Origin of the sequence: Nocardia sienata NBRC 100364 (assembly GCF_001613205.1) — a bacterium.
GTDB classification, from domain to species: domain Bacteria; phylum Actinomycetota; class Actinomycetes; order Mycobacteriales; family Mycobacteriaceae; genus Nocardia; species Nocardia sienata.
The window spans coordinates 18,824-40,720 of record NZ_BDBX01000027.1 but is presented as its reverse complement, the minus strand read 5'-3'; the positions used below and the strand labels follow the sequence as shown (position 1 = coordinate 40,720).

Annotated in this window: 19 protein-coding genes and 1 tRNA gene; 13 read left to right on the top strand and 7 right to left on the bottom strand. The window is 69.4% G+C overall.

Annotation, left to right across the window (positions count from 1 at the left end; genetic code table 11):
* Positions 1-6 precede the first annotated feature (6 nt).
* Both NS4_RS16050 and NS4_RS16045 read left to right on the top strand, forming a co-directional pair.
* On the top strand, positions 7-1,446 hold the full coding sequence (locus tag NS4_RS16050; RefSeq protein ID WP_245665447.1) for a dihydrolipoamide acetyltransferase family protein: 1,440 nt from the start codon (positions 7-9) through the stop codon (positions 1,444-1,446).
* A 101-nt stretch (positions 1,447-1,547) separates the two neighbouring features.
* Entirely contained in the window at positions 1,548-2,363 is an 816-nt protein-coding gene (locus tag NS4_RS16045; protein ID WP_063060342.1) for a sulfurtransferase, read from the top strand.
* Positions 2,364-2,372: 9 nt separating this feature from the next.
* On the opposite strand, the gene NS4_RS16040 is transcribed toward NS4_RS16045, so the two are convergent.
* Together NS4_RS16040 and NS4_RS16035 are read right to left on the bottom strand one after the other, a co-directional pair.
* Positions 2,373-3,083 carry an HNH endonuclease family protein gene (locus NS4_RS16040; RefSeq protein WP_084487346.1) on the bottom strand — a complete coding sequence of 237 codons (711 nt, stop codon included), beginning with the start codon at positions 3,081-3,083 and terminating at the stop codon, positions 2,373-2,375.
* Positions 3,084-3,133: 50 nt separating this feature from the next.
* Positions 3,134-3,496, bottom strand: coding sequence for a hypothetical protein (locus NS4_RS16035; RefSeq protein ID WP_063060341.1), 363 nt, complete (start codon positions 3,494-3,496; stop codon positions 3,134-3,136).
* 321 nt (positions 3,497-3,817) lie between these two features.
* Here NS4_RS16035 and NS4_RS16030 point away from each other — a divergent pair, with 321 nt between their 5' ends.
* The 3 genes from NS4_RS16030 (at position 3,818) to NS4_RS16020 (ending at position 8,160) form a co-directional block, all read left to right on the top strand.
* The gene (locus NS4_RS16030) at positions 3,818-6,625 is read left to right on the top strand and encodes a DEAD/DEAH box helicase (protein ID WP_063060340.1); all 2,808 of its coding nucleotides are present in this window, start codon (positions 3,818-3,820) and stop codon (positions 6,623-6,625) included.
* Entirely contained in the window at positions 6,625-7,389 is a 765-nt protein-coding gene (locus NS4_RS16025; RefSeq protein ID WP_063060339.1) for an SWIM zinc finger family protein, read from the top strand. Before NS4_RS16030 ends, NS4_RS16025 begins: the two co-directional genes overlap by 1 nt.
* A gap of 81 nt (positions 7,390-7,470) precedes the next feature.
* Complete coding sequence (locus NS4_RS16020) at positions 7,471-8,160, top strand: hypothetical protein (RefSeq protein ID WP_245665445.1); 690 nt, start codon at positions 7,471-7,473, stop codon at positions 8,158-8,160.
* Positions 8,161-8,375: 215 nt separating this feature from the next.
* Here NS4_RS16020 and NS4_RS16015 read toward each other — a convergent pair whose 3' ends face one another.
* A complete protein-coding gene (locus NS4_RS16015; protein WP_063060338.1) occupies positions 8,376-8,963 on the bottom strand; it encodes a cysteine hydrolase family protein in 588 nt (195 codons plus the stop codon).
* Between the two features lie 134 nt (positions 8,964-9,097).
* Between NS4_RS16015 and NS4_RS16010 the strand changes: the two genes are divergently transcribed.
* Positions 9,098-10,090: a GlxA family transcriptional regulator gene (locus NS4_RS16010; RefSeq protein WP_063060384.1), complete on the top strand. Its 993-nt coding sequence runs from the start codon at positions 9,098-9,100 to the stop codon at positions 10,088-10,090.
* 82 nt (positions 10,091-10,172) lie between these two features.
* On the opposite strand, the gene NS4_RS16005 is transcribed toward NS4_RS16010, so the two are convergent.
* The gene (locus NS4_RS16005; RefSeq protein ID WP_063060337.1) at positions 10,173-11,231 is read right to left on the bottom strand and encodes an amidohydrolase family protein; all 1,059 of its coding nucleotides are present in this window, start codon (positions 11,229-11,231) and stop codon (positions 10,173-10,175) included.
* 124 nt (positions 11,232-11,355) lie between these two features.
* On the opposite strand from NS4_RS16005, the gene NS4_RS16000 reads away from it, so the two are divergent.
* The 6 genes from NS4_RS16000 to NS4_RS15970 all read left to right on the top strand — a co-directional run bounded on the left by NS4_RS16000 (position 11,356) and on the right by NS4_RS15970 (position 18,423).
* Positions 11,356-12,489, top strand: coding sequence for a DUF2157 domain-containing protein (locus tag NS4_RS16000; RefSeq protein WP_063060336.1), 1,134 nt, complete (start codon positions 11,356-11,358; stop codon positions 12,487-12,489).
* 182 nt (positions 12,490-12,671) lie between these two features.
* Positions 12,672-14,171, top strand: coding sequence for a CoA-acylating methylmalonate-semialdehyde dehydrogenase (locus tag NS4_RS15995; protein WP_063060335.1), 1,500 nt, complete (start codon positions 12,672-12,674; stop codon positions 14,169-14,171).
* 5 nt (positions 14,172-14,176) lie between these two features.
* On the top strand, positions 14,177-15,328 hold the full coding sequence (locus NS4_RS15990) for an acyl-CoA dehydrogenase family protein (protein WP_063060383.1): 1,152 nt from the start codon (positions 14,177-14,179) through the stop codon (positions 15,326-15,328).
* 37 nt (positions 15,329-15,365) lie between these two features.
* Positions 15,366-16,454, top strand: a complete 1,089-nt coding sequence (locus NS4_RS15985; protein ID WP_063060334.1) for an enoyl-CoA hydratase/isomerase family protein — start codon at positions 15,366-15,368, stop codon at positions 16,452-16,454.
* Positions 16,451-17,353: a 3-hydroxyisobutyrate dehydrogenase gene (gene mmsB / locus NS4_RS15980; RefSeq protein WP_063060333.1), complete on the top strand. Its 903-nt coding sequence runs from the start codon at positions 16,451-16,453 to the stop codon at positions 17,351-17,353. Before NS4_RS15985 ends, mmsB begins: the two co-directional genes overlap by 4 nt.
* Before the next feature lie 293 nt (positions 17,354-17,646).
* The gene (locus NS4_RS15970) at positions 17,647-18,423 is read left to right on the top strand and encodes an enoyl-CoA hydratase (RefSeq protein WP_063060331.1); all 777 of its coding nucleotides are present in this window, start codon (positions 17,647-17,649) and stop codon (positions 18,421-18,423) included.
* Between the two features lie 27 nt (positions 18,424-18,450).
* Here the strand turns inward: NS4_RS15970 and NS4_RS15965 are convergent, their stop codons facing one another.
* Together NS4_RS15965 and NS4_RS15960 are read right to left on the bottom strand one after the other, a co-directional pair.
* Complete coding sequence (locus NS4_RS15965; RefSeq protein ID WP_157106077.1) at positions 18,451-19,449, bottom strand: DUF7159 family protein; 999 nt, start codon at positions 19,447-19,449, stop codon at positions 18,451-18,453.
* Between the two features lie 209 nt (positions 19,450-19,658).
* Positions 19,659-20,201 carry a MarR family winged helix-turn-helix transcriptional regulator gene (locus tag NS4_RS15960; RefSeq protein WP_063060382.1) on the bottom strand — a complete coding sequence of 181 codons (543 nt, stop codon included), beginning with the start codon at positions 20,199-20,201 and terminating at the stop codon, positions 19,659-19,661.
* Positions 20,202-20,367: 166 nt separating this feature from the next.
* Here NS4_RS15960 and NS4_RS15955 point away from each other — a divergent pair.
* A tRNA-Cys gene (locus tag NS4_RS15955) sits at positions 20,368-20,439 on the top strand.
* Positions 20,440-20,508: 69 nt separating this feature from the next.
* On the opposite strand, the gene NS4_RS15950 is transcribed toward NS4_RS15955, so the two are convergent.
* Entirely contained in the window at positions 20,509-21,879 is a 1,371-nt protein-coding gene (locus tag NS4_RS15950; RefSeq protein WP_245665441.1) for a metallophosphoesterase, read from the bottom strand.
* Between the last annotated feature and the right edge of the window lie 18 nt (positions 21,880-21,897).

Below are 21,897 nucleotides of genomic sequence, written 5' to 3'. Positions count from 1 at the left end.
GAAACCGTGGACGACGACGCCCGCGCCGACGAAGGTCGTGCCGCAGATACCGGCGAGATCCTGGAGTTCCGTCTCCCGGATCTCGGCGAAGGACTCACCGATGCCGAATTCCAGAACTGGACGGTGGCGGTGGGCGACGAAATCACGTTGAACCAGACCATCGCCGAGGTCGAGACCGCGAAAGCGGTGGTCGCGTTACCGTCCCCATTCGCGGGGACCGTCGTGGAACTGCTCGCCGAACCCGGCGAAACCATCGACGTCGGTGCGCCGCTACTCCGGATACGCACGGCCGCAGCGGAATCGGGTGCCGAGGGGCGCCCCTCGGTGCTGGTCGGTTACGGGCCGTCGGAAGAGCGTCCCTCGCGGCGGCGCGGTGGGCAGCGCTCCGGCGGTGCGGCGGCACCGCCTACGGAGGCATCCGGGGGTAACGGGATGTCCTACGAGAGCGGCGTCATCGGTGGATCACCCGGCGCGGCGGCCCGGACGGTGGCGGAGCCGCCGGCACGCGGTGGTGAACCCGTACGCGCAGGCACGGCCGAATCGCAACGGGTGGCCGCGACTCCGGGAGCCCGCAAACTGGCCCGGGAGCTGGGCATAGACCTGTGGTACGTGGCCGGTTCCGGACCGGACGGGGCTGTCACCGTCGCGGACGTCCGTGGCGCGGTACCGGTTTCCGAACCCGATACACGCGAGCGCGGGACCGGTGACGAGGTAGCGACCGCCGGGCAACGGGCCGCCGGGTCGGTCCGGGAGGAGCGCACGCCGATCGCCGGGGTCCGCAAGCGGACCGCGGAAGCCATGGTGACCAGTGCGCGCACGATCCCCCAGGCCGACACCTCGATCACCGTGGACGTCACGGCCTCGCTAGAACTGCTGGAACATCTGCGCGCCACCCGATCCTTCGAAGGAATCACCCCGACCCTGCTCGCGCTGGTGGCGAAATCGGTACTCGCCGCGCTGGCCGAATTCCCCGTGCTCAACACCTTCTGGGACGAGGCGAACGCGGAGATCGTCACGCGGCACTACGTCAATCTGGGTATCGCGGTGGCCGCCCCGCGCGGGCTGCTGGTGCCCAATATCAAGGACGCCCAGACCCTGAGCCTGCGGGAGCTGTGCCGTGAAATCGGGTGGCTGGCCCGGACCGCGCGCGACGGCCGGGCGGGGCCGGCCGATCTGCGCGGTGGCACCTTCACCATCTCCAATGTCGGCGTATTCGGCGTGGAATCCGGTACTCCGCTGGTCAATCCAGGGGAGGCCGCGATCCTGTGTCTGGGGTCGGTGGTGAAACGACCGTGGGTCTTCCGCGACGAATTGACGATCCGCTCGGTGGCGACACTGACGCTGAGTTTCGATCATCGGATGATCGACGGTGAGGCGGCGGCCCGCTTCCTGGTAACCGTTGCCGGCCTGCTGGAGGATCCGCTGACCCTGCTCGCCCGGATCTGACACCGGATTTCGCCGCGAATATCGGCGTATGCGTGGACTTCGCGGACCGCCCGCGCGTACCGTGGCGAAATCTGTTCCAGACCCTTGGACGAGGAGCTGCGTTGAACGCGGTATTGATCTCGGCTGAAGAACTCCGGGAATCGACAGAGAAGGATCTGCGCCTGCTGGATGTGCGCTGGCAACTCGGCGATCCCGACGGGCCGCAGCATTATCAGAACGGTCATATACCCGGAGCGGTGTTCGTCGACCTGGATACCGAACTCGCCGCCCTGCCCTCACCCGCCCACGGTCGGCATCCGCTCCCGGACCCGGGCCGGCTGCAGAAATGCGCCCGCAGCTGGGGTCTGTGCACAGGCGATCCCGTGGTGGTCTACGACGCGATCGGCGGGATGTCCGCGGCGCGGGCGTGGTGGTTGCTGCGCTGGGCGGGTATCGCCGATGTACGGATCCTGGACGGCGGGCTCCCGGCCTGGACCCGGTCCGGCGGCGAACTGGCCACCGGGGTGGAACCCGATCCGGCGCCCGGGGATATCGAATTGCGACCGGGCCGGCTGCCGGTGATAGACGCCGACGCGGTCGCCCGCTGGGAGGGGGTCCTGCTGGATGCCCGCGCGGCCGAGCGCTACCGCGGCGAACAGGAACACCTCGATCCCCGAGCCGGGCACATACCCGGCGCGATCAGCGCGCCGAGTAGCGAGAATCTGGATCAGGACGGCTGTTTTCTTCCCGAAGACCTGCTGCGCGAGCGGTTCGGTGAAATCGGGGAGGCCCCGGTCGCGGTGTACTGCGGTTCGGGCGTCACGGCCGCGCACGCGATCGCGGCGCTGGCCGTGGTGGGAGTACAGGCCGCGCTCTATCCGGGCTCCTGGTCGCAGTGGGCACACGATCCGAAGCGGCCGGTGGCCACGGGCGTGTAGGCGGGGTGATCATCCGCAGGTCGCCGCGACCCGGCGCAGCGCCGAGTGATCGGCGGCGGTGATCGGAAGCCCGTAGCGCAGCGCGACCGTGAGGTAGCGGCCCGCGTAGTAGCAGTGCCCGGCCCGGGACGGCGGTAGCCAGTCCGCGGGTGTGCTGTCGCTCTTGTCGGTATTGGCGGCGTCGTCGGTGGCCTGCAGGTTGTAATCGACATCGTTGGCGAACCGGATCCGCTGCGCGGCCGGCCACCCGGCCGCCCCGAGATCCCAGGCCGCGGCCAGCGGGTAGATGTGGTCGATCGGTATCCGCCGGGCGTTCTCCTTGCCGAACACGATGAGGGCACCGGTGTAGGGGTCGGCCAGCGTGCCCGACTGCACGACGCACCGGTGACTGCCGGGCCGGTAGCCGACTCCGGTGAGCTGGCGCGCGAGCACATTGTTGCGGGTATCGCAGCCGTCCCGGCCGCCGGGGCCGTCGTGATCGTCGGACCAGGCGGGGCCGAAAACGCACCCCTGCCCGGCCCCGCAGCCGCGTTCGTATCCGCCCGGATGTGGGCGTTGCGGCACCACCCGGACCGCGCCGAGCAACTGTTCGAGTTGCGCCCGTCCCGGACTGCCCGGTGCGGGCCGCTGTCCGGTGACCGCCGCGCACCCGGTACCCGAAGCCAGTAGCAGAAAGGCGGCGCACAGAGCGGTGACCGCGTGAATCGTCCCCCGTGTCATCACGGATACCGGTATACCGGAACCCTCCGACAGCTACCGGGGTCTCGGAGTCAGAGCCAGGCGCGGGCCAGCAGTTCGTCGTTGTCGACCCGGTTGCTGCGGGGCGGGAAGCGCGTGGCGACCAGGGAATCGATATGTACTCCGTCGTGACCGATCACCCAGGACCCGCCACTGTCGGTACATTCGGCGATCTTGGCGAAGGCGGTGAGAAGGAAGGTGACCGCTTCTTCTGGCACGGCCGTATGGGCCAGTCGCTGCGACTCCCCGGGCCGGGACAGGTCCAGCCATACCCCGCACTGTCCGTCGAGCCGCATGCCGACGATCTTGTCGGCATTCACGAAGGTGAACTTGCGTCGTTCCCACGGGGTCGTCGGCGTGTAGCTCTGCTCGAGAACCTGGAGCAGAATCGTCATACTGCTGCCCTCCGCTTTTCGATGGCACCGCGGTGCCGGGATGCCGCTGTGTGATGGGACCGCTGTTCGCGGGCCAGGCTGCGCCGGACACCGCGCGTGGCCGCCGGAGGCAGCCCGAGCCGCCCGGCGGGGCTGCGCTCGGCGGGTATCGATATCAGCGGTGACCAGCGGATATTTCCCAGTATGTGCCGTCGCGGGGGATAAATCCAGGGACAGCAGGGGTGCGCCGGGCCGGTGTCGCGTGCGCCCGCCCGGGCCGCGAGACGCCGAGGTGGGGGAGACCGTGCGCGGGCTGTCGCACCCGGCTGATTTGATGGGGTCATGTTGCACGGACTGTGGTCGCCCGGTTCCGGGCTGCTGCTGTGGCGTGCCCCCGGCAGCGCGGACGAGCCGCCCGTGCCGGGGCTGCTCGGGTCGGTACTGGCCGAATCGCGGTTCCGGCACCGGGTCGAGGTGCTCGTGGTGGACGACGCCGGCACCCGCGGGGAGACCGTGCGGGCGCACGCGCTCGCCCCGGGGCCGGCCGCCGCCGCGCTACGGCAGCGGTTGCCGGCCGGTGCCGTGGCCGGGGATCTGCGCTTGCTGTCTCATATCGCCCACGGGATCGAACGCTGGGTGCGGGCCGGCGCGGTGGTCCCCGAACTCCGGCGTGACGACGGTGAATGGTGGGCGCGCTGGCAGTTGTCCGGAGGGTCGGGCCAGCGTGCCTGGCTCGCCGAACTCGCCGCCCTGCTACCGCCGGCGCTGCGGGTCGCCGGGCCGCCCGGCGATGTGCTCGACGATATGGTCACCGAACTCACCGATCCGATGGTGCGGGAACTGATCGCGGTGGACCCGCACCCGCATCCGCTGGTGCACGGTCTGCGCACGGATGTTCCCGTGGAGACCGGCAGCCATCAGGCGGCCGAGGTGCTGCGGCAGTGGCGGGACAGCCGCGCCCGCGACGAGACCGGACTGGTCCTGCGCCTGCGCGAACCCGACGGGGAGTTCGCCGATACTGCGGAGGCGTCCGCGCTGTGGCGGCTCGAGGTCTGCCTGCGGGTCGACGGGGCGGCACCGCGGCCGATCCCGGTGCCCGGCGCGGCCGACGAGGTTCGGCTGGGTCTGGAATGGCTGGGCCGGGCGCAGCGCGCCTATCCCCGGCTGCGCGATGTCCCGGGTGATCCGCACAGTCTCGATCTGCTGCTGCCGACCGAGGTGGTGGCCGATCTGGTCGCCCACGGGTCGCAGGCGCTGTCGGCCGCGGGTATCCCGCTGCTGCTGCCCCGGGCCTGGAACATCACCGAGCCGAGCCTGCGGCTGCGGGTCGAGGGTGCCGCGGTACCCGCCGCCGAGAGCACGGTGGGGCTGGACGGGCTGGTCGGCTACCGGTGGGAGCTGGCACTCGGCGACACCGTGCTGTCCCAGGACGAGATGCGGCGATTGATCACCGCCCAGTCCGATCTGGTGCGCCTGCGCGGCGAATGGGTGCAGGCCGATCACACCGTTCTCGCGGCCGCCGCGAAATTCGTGGCCCTGCACCAGGGGGACAACGAGATAACCCTCTCCGATCTGATCGGCGAGATCAGCCGGAGCGGGGCCGGGAGTGTGCCGCTGACCGAGGTCACGGCGAGCGGCTGGCCCGCCGCGCTGTTCGACCCCGGCCGCCCGGTGGATCCGGTGCCCGTGCCCGGACGGTTGAAGGCGCAGCTGCGTCCCTACCAGGAACGCGGCCTGGCCTGGCTGGCGACCATGAACCGGCTCGGCTGCGGTGCGGTCCTCGCCGACGATATGGGTCTGGGTAAGACGGTCCAGGTCCTGGCCCTGCTGCTGCACGAACGCGAGGGCGATCGCGCGCCCGGGCCGACCGTGCTGGTGTGCCCTATGTCGGTGGTCGGCAACTGGCAGCGCGAAGCCGAACGGTTCGCGCCCGATCTGCGTGTCCTGGTACATCACGGCACCGGACGCGCGCAGGGGCGCGATCTCGACGCCGCGGTGGCCGGGGCGGACCTGGTGGTCACCACCTACGCGCTGCTCGCTCGTGATGTCGCCGACCTGTCCCGGCAGCAGTGGGAACGAGTGGTGCTCGACGAGGCCCAGCACATCAAGAACGCGGTGACCCGGCAGGCCCGGGCCGCCCGGGCGCTGCCCGCCCGGCATCGGCTGGCGCTCACCGGTACGCCGGTGGAGAATCGGCTCGAAGAGCTTCGCTCGATCTTCGATTTCGCGATACCGAGACTACTGGGCAGCCCGCAGACCTTCCGGGCTCGCTTCGCCGTACCGATCGAGCGGGAGAACGACGAGAACGCGGTGACCCGGCTGCGCACCGTGACCTCCCCGTTCCTATTGCGCCGCGTGAAAACCGACCCCGCCGTGATCAGCGATCTGCCGGACAAACTCGAGATGACCGTCCGGGCCAACCTCACCGTCGAACAGGCCGCCCTGTATCAGGCGGTGGTCGAGGATATGCTCGACAAACTGCGCGATGCCAAGGGAATGGCCCGCAAAGGGGCGGTGCTCGGCGCGCTCACCCGGCTGAAGCAGGTCTGCAATCACCCCGCGCATTTCCTCGGCGACTCCTCGGCGGTGCTGCGGCGCGGCGCCCACCGATCCGGCAAGCTGGCGCTGGTCGAGGATGTGCTCGACGCCGTCCTGGCCGAAGGGGAGAAGGCGCTGCTGTTCACGCAGTTCCGCGAGTTCGGCGAGCTCATCGCCCCCTACCTCGCCGAACGGTTCGGTGGGGAGATTCCGTTCCTGCACGGCGGCGTCGCCAAGAAACGACGTGACGGGATGGTCGCGGCGTTCCAGGGTGCCGGGGGGCCGCCGATCATGCTGCTCTCGCTAAAGGCCGGGGGTACCGGGTTGAACCTGACCGCCGCCAATCATGTCGTGCATCTCGATCGCTGGTGGAATCCGGCCGTGGAGAACCAGGCCACCGACCGCGCGTTCCGGATCGGGCAGCGCCGGGCGGTGCAGGTGCGCAAACTGGTCTGCGTCGACACCATCGAGGAACGTATCGACGAGATGATCACGGGCAAGAGCGAACTCGCCGATCTGGCGGTCGGGGTCGGTGAGAACTGGATCACCGAACTCGGCAACGACGACCTGGCCCGGCTGTTCACTCTCGGCGCCGAGGCGGTGGGTGAGTGATGGCCGACTTCAGCGAGTTCGGTAGGCGCCGGCCCGTTTCCGGTGGCGTCGGCGCGCGCAGCCGGCGCGGCGCCTTCGCCCGTACCTTCTGGGGCAAGAGCTTCCTGGAGGTGGTCGAGCGGCTCGCCGAACCCGGCCGGCTGGCCCGGGGCCGAACATATGCCCGGGCGGGGCAGGTGGTGAGTTACCGGATCGAGCCCGGTGTCGTGGCCGCCGAGGTGCAGGGCAGCCAGCCGCGCCCGTTCGCCACGACCTGCGATATCCGGCGCCTGCGCCACGAGGAGGTGGAGCTGCTGGTCGAGCTGATCCGGGGCTCGCCCGGCATGCTCGCCCGCGTGGTCTCCGGTGATCTGCCCCGCGAACTCGCACCCCACCTGCTCCCGGAGACCGCGGCCGATATCGATTTCGGCTGCACCTGCCCGGATCCCGGGTGGCCGTGTAAACACGCGGTCGCCCTCGCCTGCCTGCTCGCCGAACGCTTCGACGACCACCCGCGGGATCTGCTGACCCTGCGCGGGCTGAGCCTGGACACCCTGATCAGCGGGGTCGAGGCCGCGGCACCGGAGGGGGAGGAATGCGCCGATCCCTACGGCGAGAGCCTGCAACTGCCCGCCCTGCCGGCGCCGGAAATCCGGCCCGCCCCCGACGACCTCGATCCGGCGTTGCTGCGACGGGCCCTGCGCATGCTGTCCGCGGACGAGTCGACGGCAGCCGAGGCGGGGCGGGCCCTGGTGACCGTGTACTCGGCGCTGACCGGCCGCTAGCGCACCCCGGTTCTCCCGGTGTCCACCACGAGTTCAGCGGGATACGTTGTAATGCGCGGTGTTCGAATCCTGAGGAGGGCAGTGGTGGATCCGTCCGGCTGTGTCGTGCTGGTACCGGTGGGCGGGCAGATCGAGCCGGGATGTGCCGAGGGCCTGCTGGAGCTGGAACGGCGCGGCTACCCCGTATGGCGGGTGCACGGATTCGCCGCCATCGACCAGGGCCGCAGCCAGATCGCCACCGACGCGCTGGCCCAGGGGTTCGACGAACTGATGTGGATCGATTCGGATATCCGTTTCGACCCGGATTCGGTGGAGCTGCTGCGGGCCCATGACCTGCCGCTCGTCTCGGGGATCTATCCCAAGAAGGGACTGCGGGAATTGGCGTGCAGCCTGCTGCCCGAGACCGAACGGATCTATTTCGGTCAGGGCGGCGGACTGCTCGAGATCAGGTACGCGGCCGGCGGTTTCCTGCTGACCCGCCGTGAGGTCTACGAGAAGATGGCCGAGCACGAAGAGCTGCCGGTCTGCAATCGGCGGTTCGGGCGCGGCACCGTCCCGTACTTCCTGCCCCTACTGCTCCCCGAGGACGACGGCGACCACTGGTATCTGGGCGAGGACTACGCGTTCTGCGAGCGCGCCCGCCGGTCCGGGTTCGATATCCTCGCCGATACCCGTATCCGCCTGGAGCACATCGGTAGGCACGGGTACACCTGGGAGGATGCCGGGAGCTCACGGCACCGGTACGCCACCTACACCTTCCACGTCACCTAGGCCGTATTTCCCGAGGCTTGGCCGGGCGGCCACAGGTCCTTCGCGATGGCGCGGCCGGCCCGGCCAGGACGAAATCACCGGCGTCCCTTCGGCCGCGCCGACACGCGGCCCGGCCGGTGGTGAGCGGAACCGCGGCCGGGAGTCCTCGCCATAGCACGGAAACGCGGTCGGCCGCCGATGCCCCGAAGCCGGGCCGGGGCCGGGGCGAGCAGCGTTCAGCCGAGGTCGGCCGCGGAGGGCACCACGGTGCCGTAGATATCGGCGATGGTCGCCAGCGCACTGTGGTGCAGCTGGGTTGCCGAGACCTCGGCCACGGAAGTCTTCAGGGAGCGCGTGGCGCACGCGTCGGCTACGACAGTGGGCTTGTTCCCGCGCAGGAAGGCGCCTTCGGTAGTGAAGGTGACACACATATGGGTCATGAATCCGGCAATGACGACCTGCTTGTTTCCGGCCGCGTCGACGTGTGCGGCGAGATCGGTGTCCACGAACGCGTTCGGCGCGGTCTTGACCACGACCGGTTCTCCGTCGACCGGGGCGACCTCCGGATGGATCCGGCCGATCTCCTCCTCGATGTCGTAGGCGGATCCCGCGCCGCCGTTGTGGACGATATGAACGACCGGCGCCCCGGCGGCCCGGGCCTGCGCGAGGAGGCCGGCGGCCGCGTTCAGTGCGGACTCCCACCCGTCGAGCTCCATCACACCGCGGGTGTAGGTGTTCTGGTAGTCGACGAGCAGCAGGGTGGCCTCGGCCAGGGTGGCCGGGGTCTGGTCGAAGCCGTTGAGCTCACGCAACGTGGTGGCCATCGAGGTCGTCCTTTCACGAGGTCCCGCCGGATTTCCGGCGCGTCTTCCACGTTAGGAACGGGACGATATGTCGGCAATGTCATGTAACCTGCAGAAACCGACATTCGTCGGGTGTGGATCCGGAGGACGAAGTAGTGATCGAACGGTTCATCGTCGTCGTCTTGTTCGATGGTGTCGACCTGCTGGACGTGACCGGGCCGCCCGAAGTGTTCTCCCTGCTGCAACGGGAGATCGACGAACCCACCGGCTATCGCGTCGTGCTCGCCGCCGAGACGCCGGAGCCGGTGGCGACCTCCGCCGGCGTGCGGGTGCTCCCGGATGTCACCTTCGACGAGATCTCCGGCCGGAGTATCGACACTCTGATCGTGCCGGGGGCGGTCGAGGCCGACGCCCGGCGGCAGGTGCGCGCGGTGGCCGATCCGGTGGTCGTGGACTGGGTGCGCCGATCGGCCGGTCGCGCCCGGCGAGTGGCCTCGGTGTGTGTCGGCGCGCATATCCTCGCGCATGCCGGCCTGCTGGACGGCAGGCGCGCCACCACGCACTGGTCGACCGCCGGCCAGCTCGCCGCCGAACATCCGGCGGTCACGGTGGACGCCGACCCGATCTTCATCCGCGACGGTGACGTATGGACCGGCGCCGGGCTCACCGCGTGCCTGGATCTGACCCTCGCCCTGGTAGCGGAGGATTTCGGTCGCGAGCCGGCGATGCGGGTGGCCCGGCAGCTGGTGATGTACCTGCAGCGCCCCAGCGGGCAGAGCCAGTTCAGCGTCTCCCTCGATCCGGTATCGACCACGCGCCGCATCGACGACCTGCGACACCACATCGCGCGCAATATTTCCCGGCCACTCACCGTCGCGGCCCTCGCCGCCCACGCCCATATCGGCGAACGGCAACTCACCCGCCTCTTCAAAGCCGAATTGGGTATGACACCGGCCGCCTACATCGACGCCGCCCGAGTCGAAGTCGCCCGCAACCGTCTGGAGACCACCGACGACACACTCGACCGTGTGGCCGGCGAATGTGGTTTCGGGACAACCGATACGCTCACTCGCGCCTTCCGGCGCTCTCTCGGTATCACCCCGGCCGCTTACCGGGACCGATTCCGGGTCCGCGCAGGGCTTCCGTAAGCGCTCGGCCCACCGCCGATATTCCGGATACGTGCTTGCGCGGTCCGCCGACGCGAGGACACGATCTGCGCGCCGCCCGAGATCAATCCAGTCGGTACACCCGCTGCGCGTTGACACGGAACGCCTTGTCCAAGAGCTCCGCATCGCCGAGATGTTCGGCCAGCACCGTCGCCACCGCTTCGGCACTGCCGGTGATGGAGGTGATCGGCCGGTCGACCGGGAAGTTCGATCCCCAGACGAGGCGTTCGACGCCGAAGACGTCGGCCGCATGCCGCAGCAGCGGGCCGATCCGGTCGGCGAGCCGGGCCACCGGTGTCGGATGACCGGGCCGGGGCACCGGGTGCCCCAGGATCGGCATCATCAGCCCGCTGACCTTGGCCACCACATTCGGGAATTCGGCCAGCGCGGCGATATCGGCGCGCCAGCGTTCGAATATCGCGGTGCGTTGCCGGGCGTCATTACCGGTGTACTTGCCGATCGGCCCGAAGATCCCCGCCGGAGTGCCGAGGTGGTTCAGCACGATCGTCGCTTCGGGGTAGCGCCGGGCCACCGCGGTCAGCTCCGGTAGCTGGTTCGAGTACACCCAGGCCTCGAAGATCAGGTCGCGGTCGACCAGTGCGGCGAAGCCGTCGAGGAAGGCGTTGCTGCGCAGGGCGCCCGGATCGGTGGTGAAACTGCGGATACCCGCGTCCGGATGGTGGGCGACCATGCTGCGCACGCCGCGTACCAGGGGTGAGGCGGATAGATGCGCGTCGAGCAGCTCGGCGAATCCCGGGTCACCGGGGTATCCGCTCGCGCTCACCGCGGCGAGCGCTGGGGTGTCCACCCCGAACGGCAGAGCGGTGACCCAGCGGGTCTCCTCGACCTTGGGCCCGGTCCACTCGACCTCGATGTGCACCACCGATTCGACCGGCAGGTCACCGGCGTCGGCCCGGTAGTCGGCGGGCAGGTACGGCGCCAGATAGGCCGAGGGTTCGCCGATGAACTCCCGGTCCTTACGCGGTGCGAGACGTACCGCGAGCGGGAGCGGGACCGGGACGGCGCGCAACAATTTCGCCGTACGGCTGAACTCGCGCGCGGTGGTGAACGGGTCCCACTGGTGGATGTGTGCGTCGATGATCCGGATATCGCCGATGTCCATTGCGCTCCGGCACCTCCTGCGATCGTCTGCGGTCTGGTCGCCGAGCCTAGCGCGTGACCAGGGCCCGGTGGCGCGGATCGGCTCGCGCCGGACGAGTCGGCGGATCCGGCGTCATACTGGGTTTGTGGCCGAACAGGATTCGGCGCCGCGGGCGCCGGTGTCGGGAGCCGATACGGTTCCCGACCGCGTCGTGACGGAGAAATCCGCGCCGGCCGCCGCGCCCCGCCCGGTCGGCGGCCCGGTGGTGGCACCGCAGAGTGCCGGTGTGGCGGCGCCGGAACCCGGTCGTGCGCCCGCCGCGCTTCGCGATCTGGTCGAGCAGGGTGTGCTCGACGAAACCCAGCTGACCGCAGTGGTCACCGCGCTGAAGCAGGAACGGCCGCGGCCCACGCCGGCCCGGTTGCTGGCCGAGATCGCGGCCTATGCCGGGGCGGGCCTGCTGCTGAGCGGACTGGTGCTGATCCTGGTGGAGTCCTGGGACGATATGGCGAAACTCGGCCGGTTCGTCCTGTTCGCGCTGGTCGCTCTCGGTCTGATAGTGGCCGGTGTGGCGACGGCGGGCGGGCGCTCGGTGTTGTTGCGCGCGGCGTGGCGGTCGGTACCCGATACCGGGCACACCGCGCGGACCCGGCTCGCGGTGGTCCTGTTCATGCTCGCGGCGGCGAGTGTGGCCGCGGCCGCGGGGTCGGTTTTCGACAACGGGGAGGCCGGCGGCGATACCACCTGGGTCTATGCCGCGGGTGCGGGACTGCTGGCCGCGGCCGCCGGGTATGCCGCGCTGCCGTCGCTACTCGGCCTGCTGGTGTGTACCGCATTCAGCGTGGCGCTGGTCGTGGGCGTGCTGAACGAGGTGTTCGATCTCGACGACAGCTGGGTCGGCGGCGGGGTACTGGTGCTGGGTATCGGCTGGCTGGGTCTCACCCGAGCCCGCGTGGTGCTCGAGTTGTGGGCCGGGTATCTGGCGGGCGTGGTCCTGGCGGTGGCGGGGGCGCAGACCGTCGACGCGTTCGACGGGAGGTGGCCGGCCTACGCGCTCACGGCCGTGGTCGCCGTGGTGTGCTTCGGGGTCTATGCCACCGATCGGTCCTGGGTGCTGGTTCTCGGTGGCGCCGCCGCGCTGACGCTGGCGGCGGTGGAGGCGGTCGCGGACTGGACCGGGGAGTCGGCCGGTGCTTCCGGAGCGATCCTGGTGATCGGCGCGGTGGTGCTGGGGATCGGCAGTTATCTGCTGGCGCGGTCCACGAAAACCGCCGGTTAGCCGGGCGCACGAGGAGCCCCGCGGGCCCGGGCGGGGCATTTGCGGTGGGCTCTGGTTTCGGCCGGGGGCCGGGTGTATCGTTTTGCTTGGACGTCCAACTATTGGAAGCCCGCAAAACGATCTTCGTGTGACGGACGGCCGCAGTGCCGCGCCCGCCACCCCGACACGAGGCAGGGAATCGCATGGTTCGAGAACTCACCCATTTCATCGGCGGGCAGCACGTCCCCGGGACCTCCGGCCGGTTCGGCGATGTCTACGACCCGAATATCGGCGAGGTGCAAGCCCGGGTGCCGCTGGCGAGCCGGGCCGAGGTCGAGGCCGTCATCGCGAATGCCGAGGCCGCGCAGCCGGCGTGGGCCGCGACCAACCCGCAGCGCCGGGCCCGCGTGCTGATGAAGTTCTTGACCCTGGTCAACGATGAGATCGACTCGCTGGCCGCACTGCTGTCCAGTGAGCACGGCAAGACCATCCCCGACGCCAAGGGCGATATCCAGCGCGGCCTGGAGGTCATCGAATTCGCCGTCGGTATACCGCATCTGCTCAAGGGCGAGTACACCGAGAGCGCGGGCACCGGGATCGATGTCTACTCGATGCGCCAGCCGCTGGGTGTGGTCGCCGGGATCACCCCGTTCAACTTCCCGGCCATGATTCCGCTGTGGAAGGCCGGTCCCGCACTGGCCACCGGTAACGCCTTCGTACTCAAGCCCTCCGAACGCGACCCGTCGGTACCGCTGCGGCTGGCCGAACTGTTTCTCGAAGCCGGACTGCCCGAGGGCGTGTTCAACGTGGTCAACGGCGACAAGGAGGCCGTCGACACGATCCTGCACGATCCGCGCATCAAGGCCGTCGGCTTCGTCGGGTCCACCCCGATCGCTCAGTACATCTACGAAACCGCCACCGCGAACGGTAAACGCGCCCAGTGCTTCGGCGGCGCCAAGAACCACGCCATCGTCATGCCCGACGCCGATCTCGATGATGTCGCCGATCAGCTCATCGGCGCGGGCTACGGTTCGGCCGGTGAACGCTGCATGGCGATCTCGGTGGCCGTGCCGGTGGGCGAGGAGACCGCGGACCGGCTGGTGGAGAAGCTCACCGAGCGGGTGCACAAGCTCAATGTCGGCAAATCCGATGATCCGGGCGCGGACTACGGGCCGCTGGTCGGGCTCGACGGTGTGGACCGGGTGAAGAAGTACATCCAGCAGGGCATCGACGAGGGCGCCGAACTGGTGGTCGACGGCCGAGACCTCACCGTCGAGGGCGCGGAGAACGGGTACTTCGTCGGCGCGACCCTGTTCGACCGGGTCGGCAAGGAGATGTCCATCTACAAGGAGGAGATCTTCGGCCCGGTGCTCAGTGTCGTACGCGCCGCGGACTACGAGGAAGGCCTGCGGCTGGCCAACGACCACGAATACGGCAACGGCGTGGCGATCTTCACCCGCGACGGTGACACGGCCCGTGATTTCGCGGCCCGCGTCCAGGTCGGCATGGTCGGTATCAATGTTCCGATTCCGGTACCGATCGCGTACTACACCTTCGGCGGCTGGAAGCGGTCCGGGTTCGGTGACCTGAACCAGCACGGCCCGGATTCGATCCGCTTCTACACCAAGACCAAGACGGTGACCCAGCGCTGGCCCGCGGGATTGAAGGAGAGCAACAGCTTCGTCATCCCGACGATGGAATGACGGCCGTGTTCACGCTCGACGAAGACGAGCGGGCCATCCGCGACACCGCCCGGGAATTCGCCGACGAATACCTGGCGCCGCACGCCGTGGAATGGGACCAGAACAAACACTTCCCGGTGGATGTGCTGCGGAAATCGGGTGCGGTCGGGCTCGGCGGCATCTATGTGGGTGAGGAGTTCGGTGGGTCCGGGCTGCGCCGGCTGGACGCGGTGCGGATCTTCGAGCAGCTCGCCACCGGATGCCCCACCGTGGCGGCCTATATCTCGATCCACAATATGGCGGCCTGGATGATCGACGCCTACGGCGACGACGACCAGCGCCGGCAGTGGCTGCCCGGGCTGACGGCAATGGAACAGCTGGCCAGTTACGCGCTCACCGAACCCGGTGTGGGATCCGATGCCGCCGCCCTCACCACCCGCGCGGTACGCGACGGTGACGATTACGTGGTCAACGGGTCCAAGCAGTTCATCTCGGGCGCGGGGAGCAACGACCTGTACGTGATGATGGTCCGCACCCAGGACACCGGGGCACGGGGTATCTCGACGCTGGTCATCCCCGCCGATACCCCCGGCCTCGAGGTCGGGCCCAACGAGAAGAAGATGGGCTGGAACGCCCAGCCCACCCGGCAGGTGATCCTCACCGACGCGCGGGTGCCGGTGGTCAACCGGCTCGGCGCCGAGGGCGACGGATTCCGGATCGCCATGAACGGGCTCAACGGCGGGCGGCTCAATATCGCCGCGTGCTCGGTGGGCGGGGCGCAGGCCGCGCTCGAGAGAACCGTGCCCTACCTGGCCCAGCGCAAGGCGTTCGGCGCTCCGCTGCTGAAGAATCAGGCATTGCAGTTCGAGCTGGCCGATATGCGGACCGAACTCGAAGCCGCCCGGACCCTGCTGTGGCGGGCCGCGGCGGCGCTGGACGCGGATGCCCCGGACAAGGTCGAACTCTGCGCCATGGCCAAACGGTTCGCCACCGACGCCGGTTTCGAGGTCGCCAACGCCGCCCTGCAACTGCACGGCGGATACGGTTACCTGGCCGAATACGGCCTGGAGAAGATCGTCCGGGACCTGCGGGTGCACCAGATCCTGGAGGGCACCAACGAGATCATGCGGATGGTCGTCGCCCGGTCGATGACAGCGTCCGTGGCGGGTGTGTCGTGATCGGCGGACACCCGGCGGCGAGCGCGAAAGGAAATGAATGAGCGACGAACCCGAAGTCCTGGTCGAACAGCGCGGCGGCCTGGGCCTTATCACCCTGAACCGGCCCAAGGCCATCAACGCACTCAACCACGCGATGACGCTCACCATCACCGAGCGGTTGCGGGCCTGGGCCACCGACGATTCGGTGCGGACGGTGGCCATCACCGGCGCCGGTGAGCGGGGCCTGTGCGCGGGCGGCGATATCGTCGCCATCCACCACGACGCCAAGGAACAGCAGGCGGCGGGGCACGTGGGCGCGGCGGCGGATTCGGCGACCGGGAAGTTCTGGCGTGACGAGTACATTCTCAACGCGCTCATCGGCCGCTATCCGAAGCCGTATGTCGCGGTGATGGACGGGATCGTGATGGGCGGCGGGGTCGGTCTGTCGGCGCACGGCAGTCACCGGATCGTCACCGAACGGTCGAAGGTCGGCATGCCCGAGGTCGGTATCGGATTCATCCCCGATGTCGGCGGTACCTACCTGCTGTCCCGGGCGCCGGGTGAACTGGGCACGCATATCGCGCTCACCACCGCGCGGCTCGGAGCCGGCGATGCCGTCGCCACCGGTTTCGCGGACTACTACGTACCCGCCGACCAGATCCCGGCGCTGCTGACCACCCTGGAGACCGAGGCCGCGGATGTCGCCATCGCGAAATTCGCCACCGAGGCACCGAAATCGGCACTGGTCGCGCAGCGCGACTGGATCGATGCCTGCTACAGCGCCGATAGCGTCGCCGAGATCGTGGCCCGCCTGCAGGCCCACGAATCACCGGAGGCGAACAAGGCCGCCACCGACGTGCTGGGTAAATCGCCGGTCGCGCTGCAGGTGACGTTGCGGTCGCTGCGTTCGGCGAAGGGCACCGGCAGCCTGGAAGCGGTGCTCAACGAGGAGTACCGGGTATCGATCGCCTCGCTGGCCTCGCACGACCTGGTCGAGGGCATTCGTGCCCAGGTGGTCGACAAGGACCGCAACCCGCAGTGGTCGCCCGCCACCCTGTCCGATGTGACCGCCGCGCAGGTCGACGGATATTTCGCCGAACTCGGTGCGCGGGAACTGGGTTTGACGATTCCGGAGGACAAGCAATGAGCAAGACGATCGGCTTCCTCGGCCTCGGCCATATGGGCGGCCCGATGGCGGCCAACCTGGTCAAGGCCGGGTACGACGTACACGCGTTCGACCCCTCGCCCGCGGCGCAGGAACAGGCCCGCGCCGACGGGGTCGCCCTGGTGGACACCGGCGTCGCCGCGGCCACCGGGCGCGACATCGTTATCACCATGCTCACCAACGGCAAACTGGTGCGCGATGTGTACGCCGAACTGCTGCCCGTCGCGAATCCGGGCACGCTGTTCATCGACTGTTCGACCATCGATGTGGCCGACGCCCGGGCCGCGGCCGAGGCCGCGTCGGCGGCCGGGCACCGGGCCCTGGATGCGCCGGTCTCCGGCGGTGTCTCCGGCGCGGCCGCCGGAACGCTGACCTTCATGGTGGGCGGCGCGGACACCGATTTCGCCGAGGCGCTGCCGGTGCTCGAGGTGATGGGTGCCAAGGTGGTGCACACCGGGGCCGCCGGGAACGGGCAGGCGGCCAAGATCTGCAACAACATGCTCCTCGGCATCTCCATGATCGGGTTGTCGGAGGCACTGGTGCTGGGTGAGAAGCTGGGCCTGAGCCATCAGGCGTTCTTCGATGTCGTCTCCACCGCTTCGGGCCAGAGCTGGGCGCTCACCACCTACTGCCCGGTACCGGGTCCGGTGCCGACCAGCCCGGCGAACAACGACTACAAGCCGGGGTTCGCCACCGCGCTGATGAACAAGGACCTCGGCCTGGCGGTGGAGGCATTGCGCGCCAACGGGGTCGAGGGCCGGATCGGACAGCTCGCCGCGGATATCTACCGCGAGTTCAACGAGGGTTCCGGCGACCGGGACTTCTCGGCCATCATCACCGATGTCCGGGAGCGTAGCGGGGGTTCGAACGCCGCGCAGTGAGAGCCGGGCTCAACCGCTCGGATAGACCGAATCCGGTCCCACCGGCTGTGGTGGGGCCGGATTTCGCAGAAGCCCACCATCATCATCACGCTGTGCCGGCCGGCCATCGAGATAGCGCCGGCCTGGCTGGTCCCCCACCGCCGCCCGCGGTGGGGGCCGCCGCGATCGTCTCGACCCGGTCGGCGCTCTGGTCCCCCAAGTGGGCGCGACCGGGCAAAACCACCTCGCCGCCGGTGGTGACCCGCGCGGTATCGTCGGCGATATTCATAACCGTTTCGACCAGAGGATGTGCTGTGACCGACTTCGAGACGATTCTGCTGGAGCGCAAGGACAAGGTCGGCCTCATCACGCTGAACCGGCCCAAGGCGCTGAACGCGCTCAACGCGCAGGTCCTCGATGATGTGATCGCCGCTCTCGACGAACTCGAACGCGACGACGAGATCGGCGCGGTGGTGATCACCGGTTCGGAGCGGGCCTTCGCCGCCGGCGCGGATATCAAGGAGATGCAGCCGAAGTCCTACATGGACATGTTCATGGACGACTATTTCGCCCGCTGGGAGCGGCTGGCCCAGTTCCGCAAGCCGACCATCGCGGCGGTCGCCGGTTACGCGCTGGGCGGCGGTTGTGAGCTCGCCATGATCTGCGACATCCTGATCGCCGCGGATACTGCCAAGTTCGGCCAGCCCGAGATCAAACTCGGCGTCATCCCCGGTATCGGAGGTTCGCAACGGCTGACCCGGGCGGTCGGTAAGGCCAAGGCCATGGACCTGGTGCTCACCGGCCGCAATATGGATGCCGAGGAGGCCGAGCGCGCCGGTCTGGTGGCGCGGATCGTGCCCGCCGCCGAACTGCTGGACACCGCGCTGGAGGTCGGCGCCACCATCGCGTCGATGTCGCTGCCGGTGGCCATGATCGCCAAGGAGGCGGTGAACCGCTCCTTCGAGACCACGCTGGGCGAGGGGCTGCGGTTCGAGCGGCGCGTGTTCCATTCGCTGTTCGCGACCGCGGACCAGTCCGAGGGGATGGCGGCGTTCGTGGACAAGCGGCCCGCGAAGTTCACAAACCGCTGATCGTGCGGTGCGCGGCCCGGGTCCGGTTCAGGGCGCGGGCGGCGCGTCCAGGATGTCGGTGGGGACGTAATTGCTCCGGGTGGGTTGCGCTGCCCCGTTCTGCGCTGTGAGCAGCCCGGCCACGGTCGCGCCCAGCCCGATCGTCACCGCCGCGGCCGCGTAGACCTTGCGCCGCCCCACGACGGGCGGGGCCAGCGGCACCACCTGACCGCCCGCCCGGATATGCGCGGTGCGGATACCGGCGGCGGGTCTTTCGGCCGCGAACAGTAGCGCGCCCCGCGCCGAGACGTACTCCGGTTCGGAATCGCACACCACGGGTAGGTCCAGCAGCTCGGTCAGGCGGGTGCGCAGGGCCGGATTGCGGGCGCACCCGCCGAGCAGGGCCACCGCGTCCGGCGCCGCCTCGGTCTGCTCGGCCACCCGGTGTACCAGAGTGGCGGCCGACTGCACCGCGTCCGCGCAGAGTTCGGCGAGGTCACTGCGAGTGATCACCGCGCGTTCGGCGGTATCGGGGTCGGCGGCGGTCACCACGCGAGCGCTGCTCAGCGCTTCGCGGTACCGGCGCGCCGCCGTTTCGTCGGTGTACACACCGGCGGAGTCCAGCCATTCGCACAGCAGTTCGTTGTAGCCGTCGCCGCCCAGCCCTGGACAGTGGGCCCCGGCCAGTACGGTGTCGGTGCGGCAGTCGATCTGGGTGAGGGTCAACCCGGAGGAGCCCAGGTCGAACAGGGAGACCACCCCGGTCGTCGGCAGTTTCTCGGTGAATCTGAGGTAGCGCAGCTGTGCCAGCGGCTCGTCCACCAGCGTGACCCGACCGGTGCCGAGGGCGTCGCCCACCACTTCGGCCTGCTCCCGGTTGTGGCAGGTCACCGCGGTTCCGGTGATGTACTCGTCGCGCCGGTCGGCGGCGCCGTACATACGGCGGATCGCGATGAGCGCCGGTTCGGCCACCGAAGCGCGGGCCGGGCGGGGGATATGGCACCGATCGATCGGCGGCAGGTGCGGTTGATCCGAATGGGTGAGCACCGCACGCGCACCTGAGGCGCCTACTGATACCCCGAGAACCAGCACCATAAACATATGGTGCGCCGCGGGTCGGTCGTTGCCAAGCCGAACCACGGAGAAATGTGCTGAGCGGGTGCCTGGCTGTCAGGCGTTCGCTGCCGAGCCGGCCCGGCAAACATCCGATACGCCCTGTTCCGGGCCGGGTTTGCCGGCCCCGGTCCGGCCGGCGGTCAGGGTTCGGCCCAGCGGGCCGGTTCCTCGCCGGTGTCGAAGTCTCCCGCGGTGTGGCGGAACTCGGCGAGCAACTGCAGCAGCGTTCGCAACCGGTCGGGCGGTAGTTCCGGCCGCGCGAAGACGCGCTCGTTCAGGTAGCCGGTGGCCTCGGCGACGAGAGCCCTTCCCGCATCGGTGATCTCGATCAAAGTGGCCCGCCGGTCGTTGGGGTGCGGTACCCGGTTCACCAGCCCCGCCGCCTCCAGCCGGTCGACCGAGTTGGTGACACTGGTCGGATGCACCTGCAACCGCGCGCTGGCCACCGCCATCGGCAGCGCGCCGGTGGCACTGAAGTTCAGCAATTGCAGCAGTTCGTAGCGCGAGAAGGTCAAGCCGGTCGGGCGCAGGGCTTCGTCGACGCGCGCCATGACGATCTGCTGGGCGCGAACCAGTGAGGTCACCGCGGCCATCCCGTCGGCGACCGCACCCCATCCGTGGCCGACCCATTGGCGGTGGGCCTCCTGGATCGGGTCGAGGGGTAGCGGGCGGGGGCGAGACATGTGTTCGATCATTGCACGGCACCTCGCCGGTGAGCCGCGTCGTGGGCGCTCCCCGGTGGCAGGTGTCCTCCGCGCCGCTGACGGCCCGGGCGCTGTCACCGATTGAGATCCGGCTGAGCGCAACTGTGTGCCGCGCGGCGGTGGCGAGCCATGATCATGGAGTCACGCGGGCGTGGCTGAGTGGTTCAGGCAACGGTCTGCAAAGCCGTTCACGCGGGTTCGATTCCCGCCGCTCGCTCGGTATGCCGGGCCGGGATCGTGCGCGATCCCGGCCCGGGGTCGCGCATGGACCGGGGGTCACGGTCGGTCAGGCGAGGCCCGAGAAGTCCCGTAGTACAACATGATTGCGATCGGCGAAGGTGCCGAGTGTGTACTCGGGGAGCAGGCCGAAGTATTCGGCGCGGGTCAGCGTGCTCCAGCGCCGGGACTCCGGGGTGCGGGTCTTGTAGAAGTTGATCGTGTAACCACCCTCGTAGATCCGTAGCAGGCTGTAGCCGCCGGGATACTCCTTGACCGCGCCGACCTCCAGGAATTCCACCGCGCACGCGGTATCCGGCCGGGTGCGGCGGGTGCGATGGGTATGGCCGCTGTGCTGTAAGAAGACCCCGGGCGCGTTCTCGTACAACCGCTGCAACCGCAGCGCGGTCTCGCGATCGAGTACGAAACCGGGTCCTGCCGTATTGGTGAGCCCGGACTCCACGGTGACCGGATGATGACCGAAAACGACTGTGGGGCGATCGGGTTCGATGCGCAGGAGTTCGGCGACCCGGTCGAACTGTGCGGCGTCGAGAACCCCGCCCGCGCCGTCGAGTGCGCTGGTGTCCAGGCCGAGGATGCGCAGACCGCCGAGTTCGTGTTCGACCACCTGTTGCCGGACCCCGAAAACTTCGGCCCAGCAATCCCGGTGGTCCGTGGCGCCGGGAACCGTCGGGCAGTCGGCGTACTCCTCGCCTGTGTGCGGGCGGTCGTGGTTTCCGCGTACGGCGAGGTAATCCTGACCGTCGATGCCCCAGCGGTCCAGCCGGGCACGTACCGCGCGCACCTGCGCGGGTGTGGCCTCGGCGGTCAGGTCACCGGCCAGCAGGAGTAGTTCCGCGCCGCGATCGGGGCGGCGCAGATCGTCCAGGACGGCGTCGAACATGATCTGCGGATAGGGCGGCAGACCCGGCTCCTGGCGTATCCCGGGCGGCAGGCCGCCCACCACCAGACCGCTCACCGTTTCTCCGTAATGGATGTCGTTGGCGAGGGCCAGGGTTCGCAGCAGCCGCCCCGGTGGCGGGATCAGGGTGGTGAACGTCGCGGTGGTTTCCGGTGTGCCCGGCGCCCCGGTGGCGACCGAGAGCGCGGGTGTGGCCCGCACCCCGGCCGAGCGCGCCTCGAACCGGTAGGCGCGGCCCGGTTCCAGCCCCTCGATCTGCGCGTAGTGGAACGGGGTGGGGTTCTCGGAAGCCCACACCGGCCGGAGCGGACGGGAGCTGTCCGCCGGGCCGAGCAGTAGCTCGCCGTCGGTGGGCACCGGGATCGCGCCGCCGGGGTCGCGGCTGGTCCAGGTGAGCACGGCGGCGGTATCGGTGACCGTGACGACTTCCAGATCGGTCGCCCGCGCCGGGCCGGCCGCCGCCGCCCGGCCGGCACCGGAGAATCCGGCGGCGGGCAGCAGCGCAGCGAGGCCGAGCATGCCCAGCACGCTGCGGCG

Coding starts and splice junctions, on each gene's coding strand:
- NS4_RS16040 (WP_084487346.1), bottom strand. CDS start 3,083: ATGACACGGGGGACGATTCACGCGGTCACCGCTCTGTGCGCCGCCTTT.
- mmsB (WP_063060333.1), top strand. CDS start 16,451: ATGAGCAAGACGATCGGCTTCCTCGGCCTCGGCCATATGGGCGGCCCG.
- NS4_RS16005 (WP_063060337.1), bottom strand. CDS start 11,231: ATGGACATCGGCGATATCCGGATCATCGACGCACACATCCACCAGTGG.
- NS4_RS16015 (WP_063060338.1), bottom strand. CDS start 8,963: ATGGCCACCACGTTGCGTGAGCTCAACGGCTTCGACCAGACCCCGGCC.
- NS4_RS16035 (WP_063060341.1), bottom strand. CDS start 3,496: ATGACGATTCTGCTCCAGGTTCTCGAGCAGAGCTACACGCCGACGACC.
- NS4_RS15950 (WP_245665441.1), bottom strand. CDS start 21,879: ATGCTCGGCCTCGCTGCGCTGCTGCCCGCCGCCGGATTCTCCGGTGCC.
- NS4_RS15995 (WP_063060335.1), top strand. CDS start 12,672: ATGGTTCGAGAACTCACCCATTTCATCGGCGGGCAGCACGTCCCCGGG.
- NS4_RS16030 (WP_063060340.1), top strand. CDS start 3,818: ATGTTGCACGGACTGTGGTCGCCCGGTTCCGGGCTGCTGCTGTGGCGT.
- NS4_RS15985 (WP_063060334.1), top strand. CDS start 15,366: ATGAGCGACGAACCCGAAGTCCTGGTCGAACAGCGCGGCGGCCTGGGC.
- NS4_RS15960 (WP_063060382.1), bottom strand. CDS start 20,201: ATGTCTCGCCCCCGCCCGCTACCCCTCGACCCGATCCAGGAGGCCCAC.
- NS4_RS16025 (WP_063060339.1), top strand. CDS start 6,625: ATGGCCGACTTCAGCGAGTTCGGTAGGCGCCGGCCCGTTTCCGGTGGC.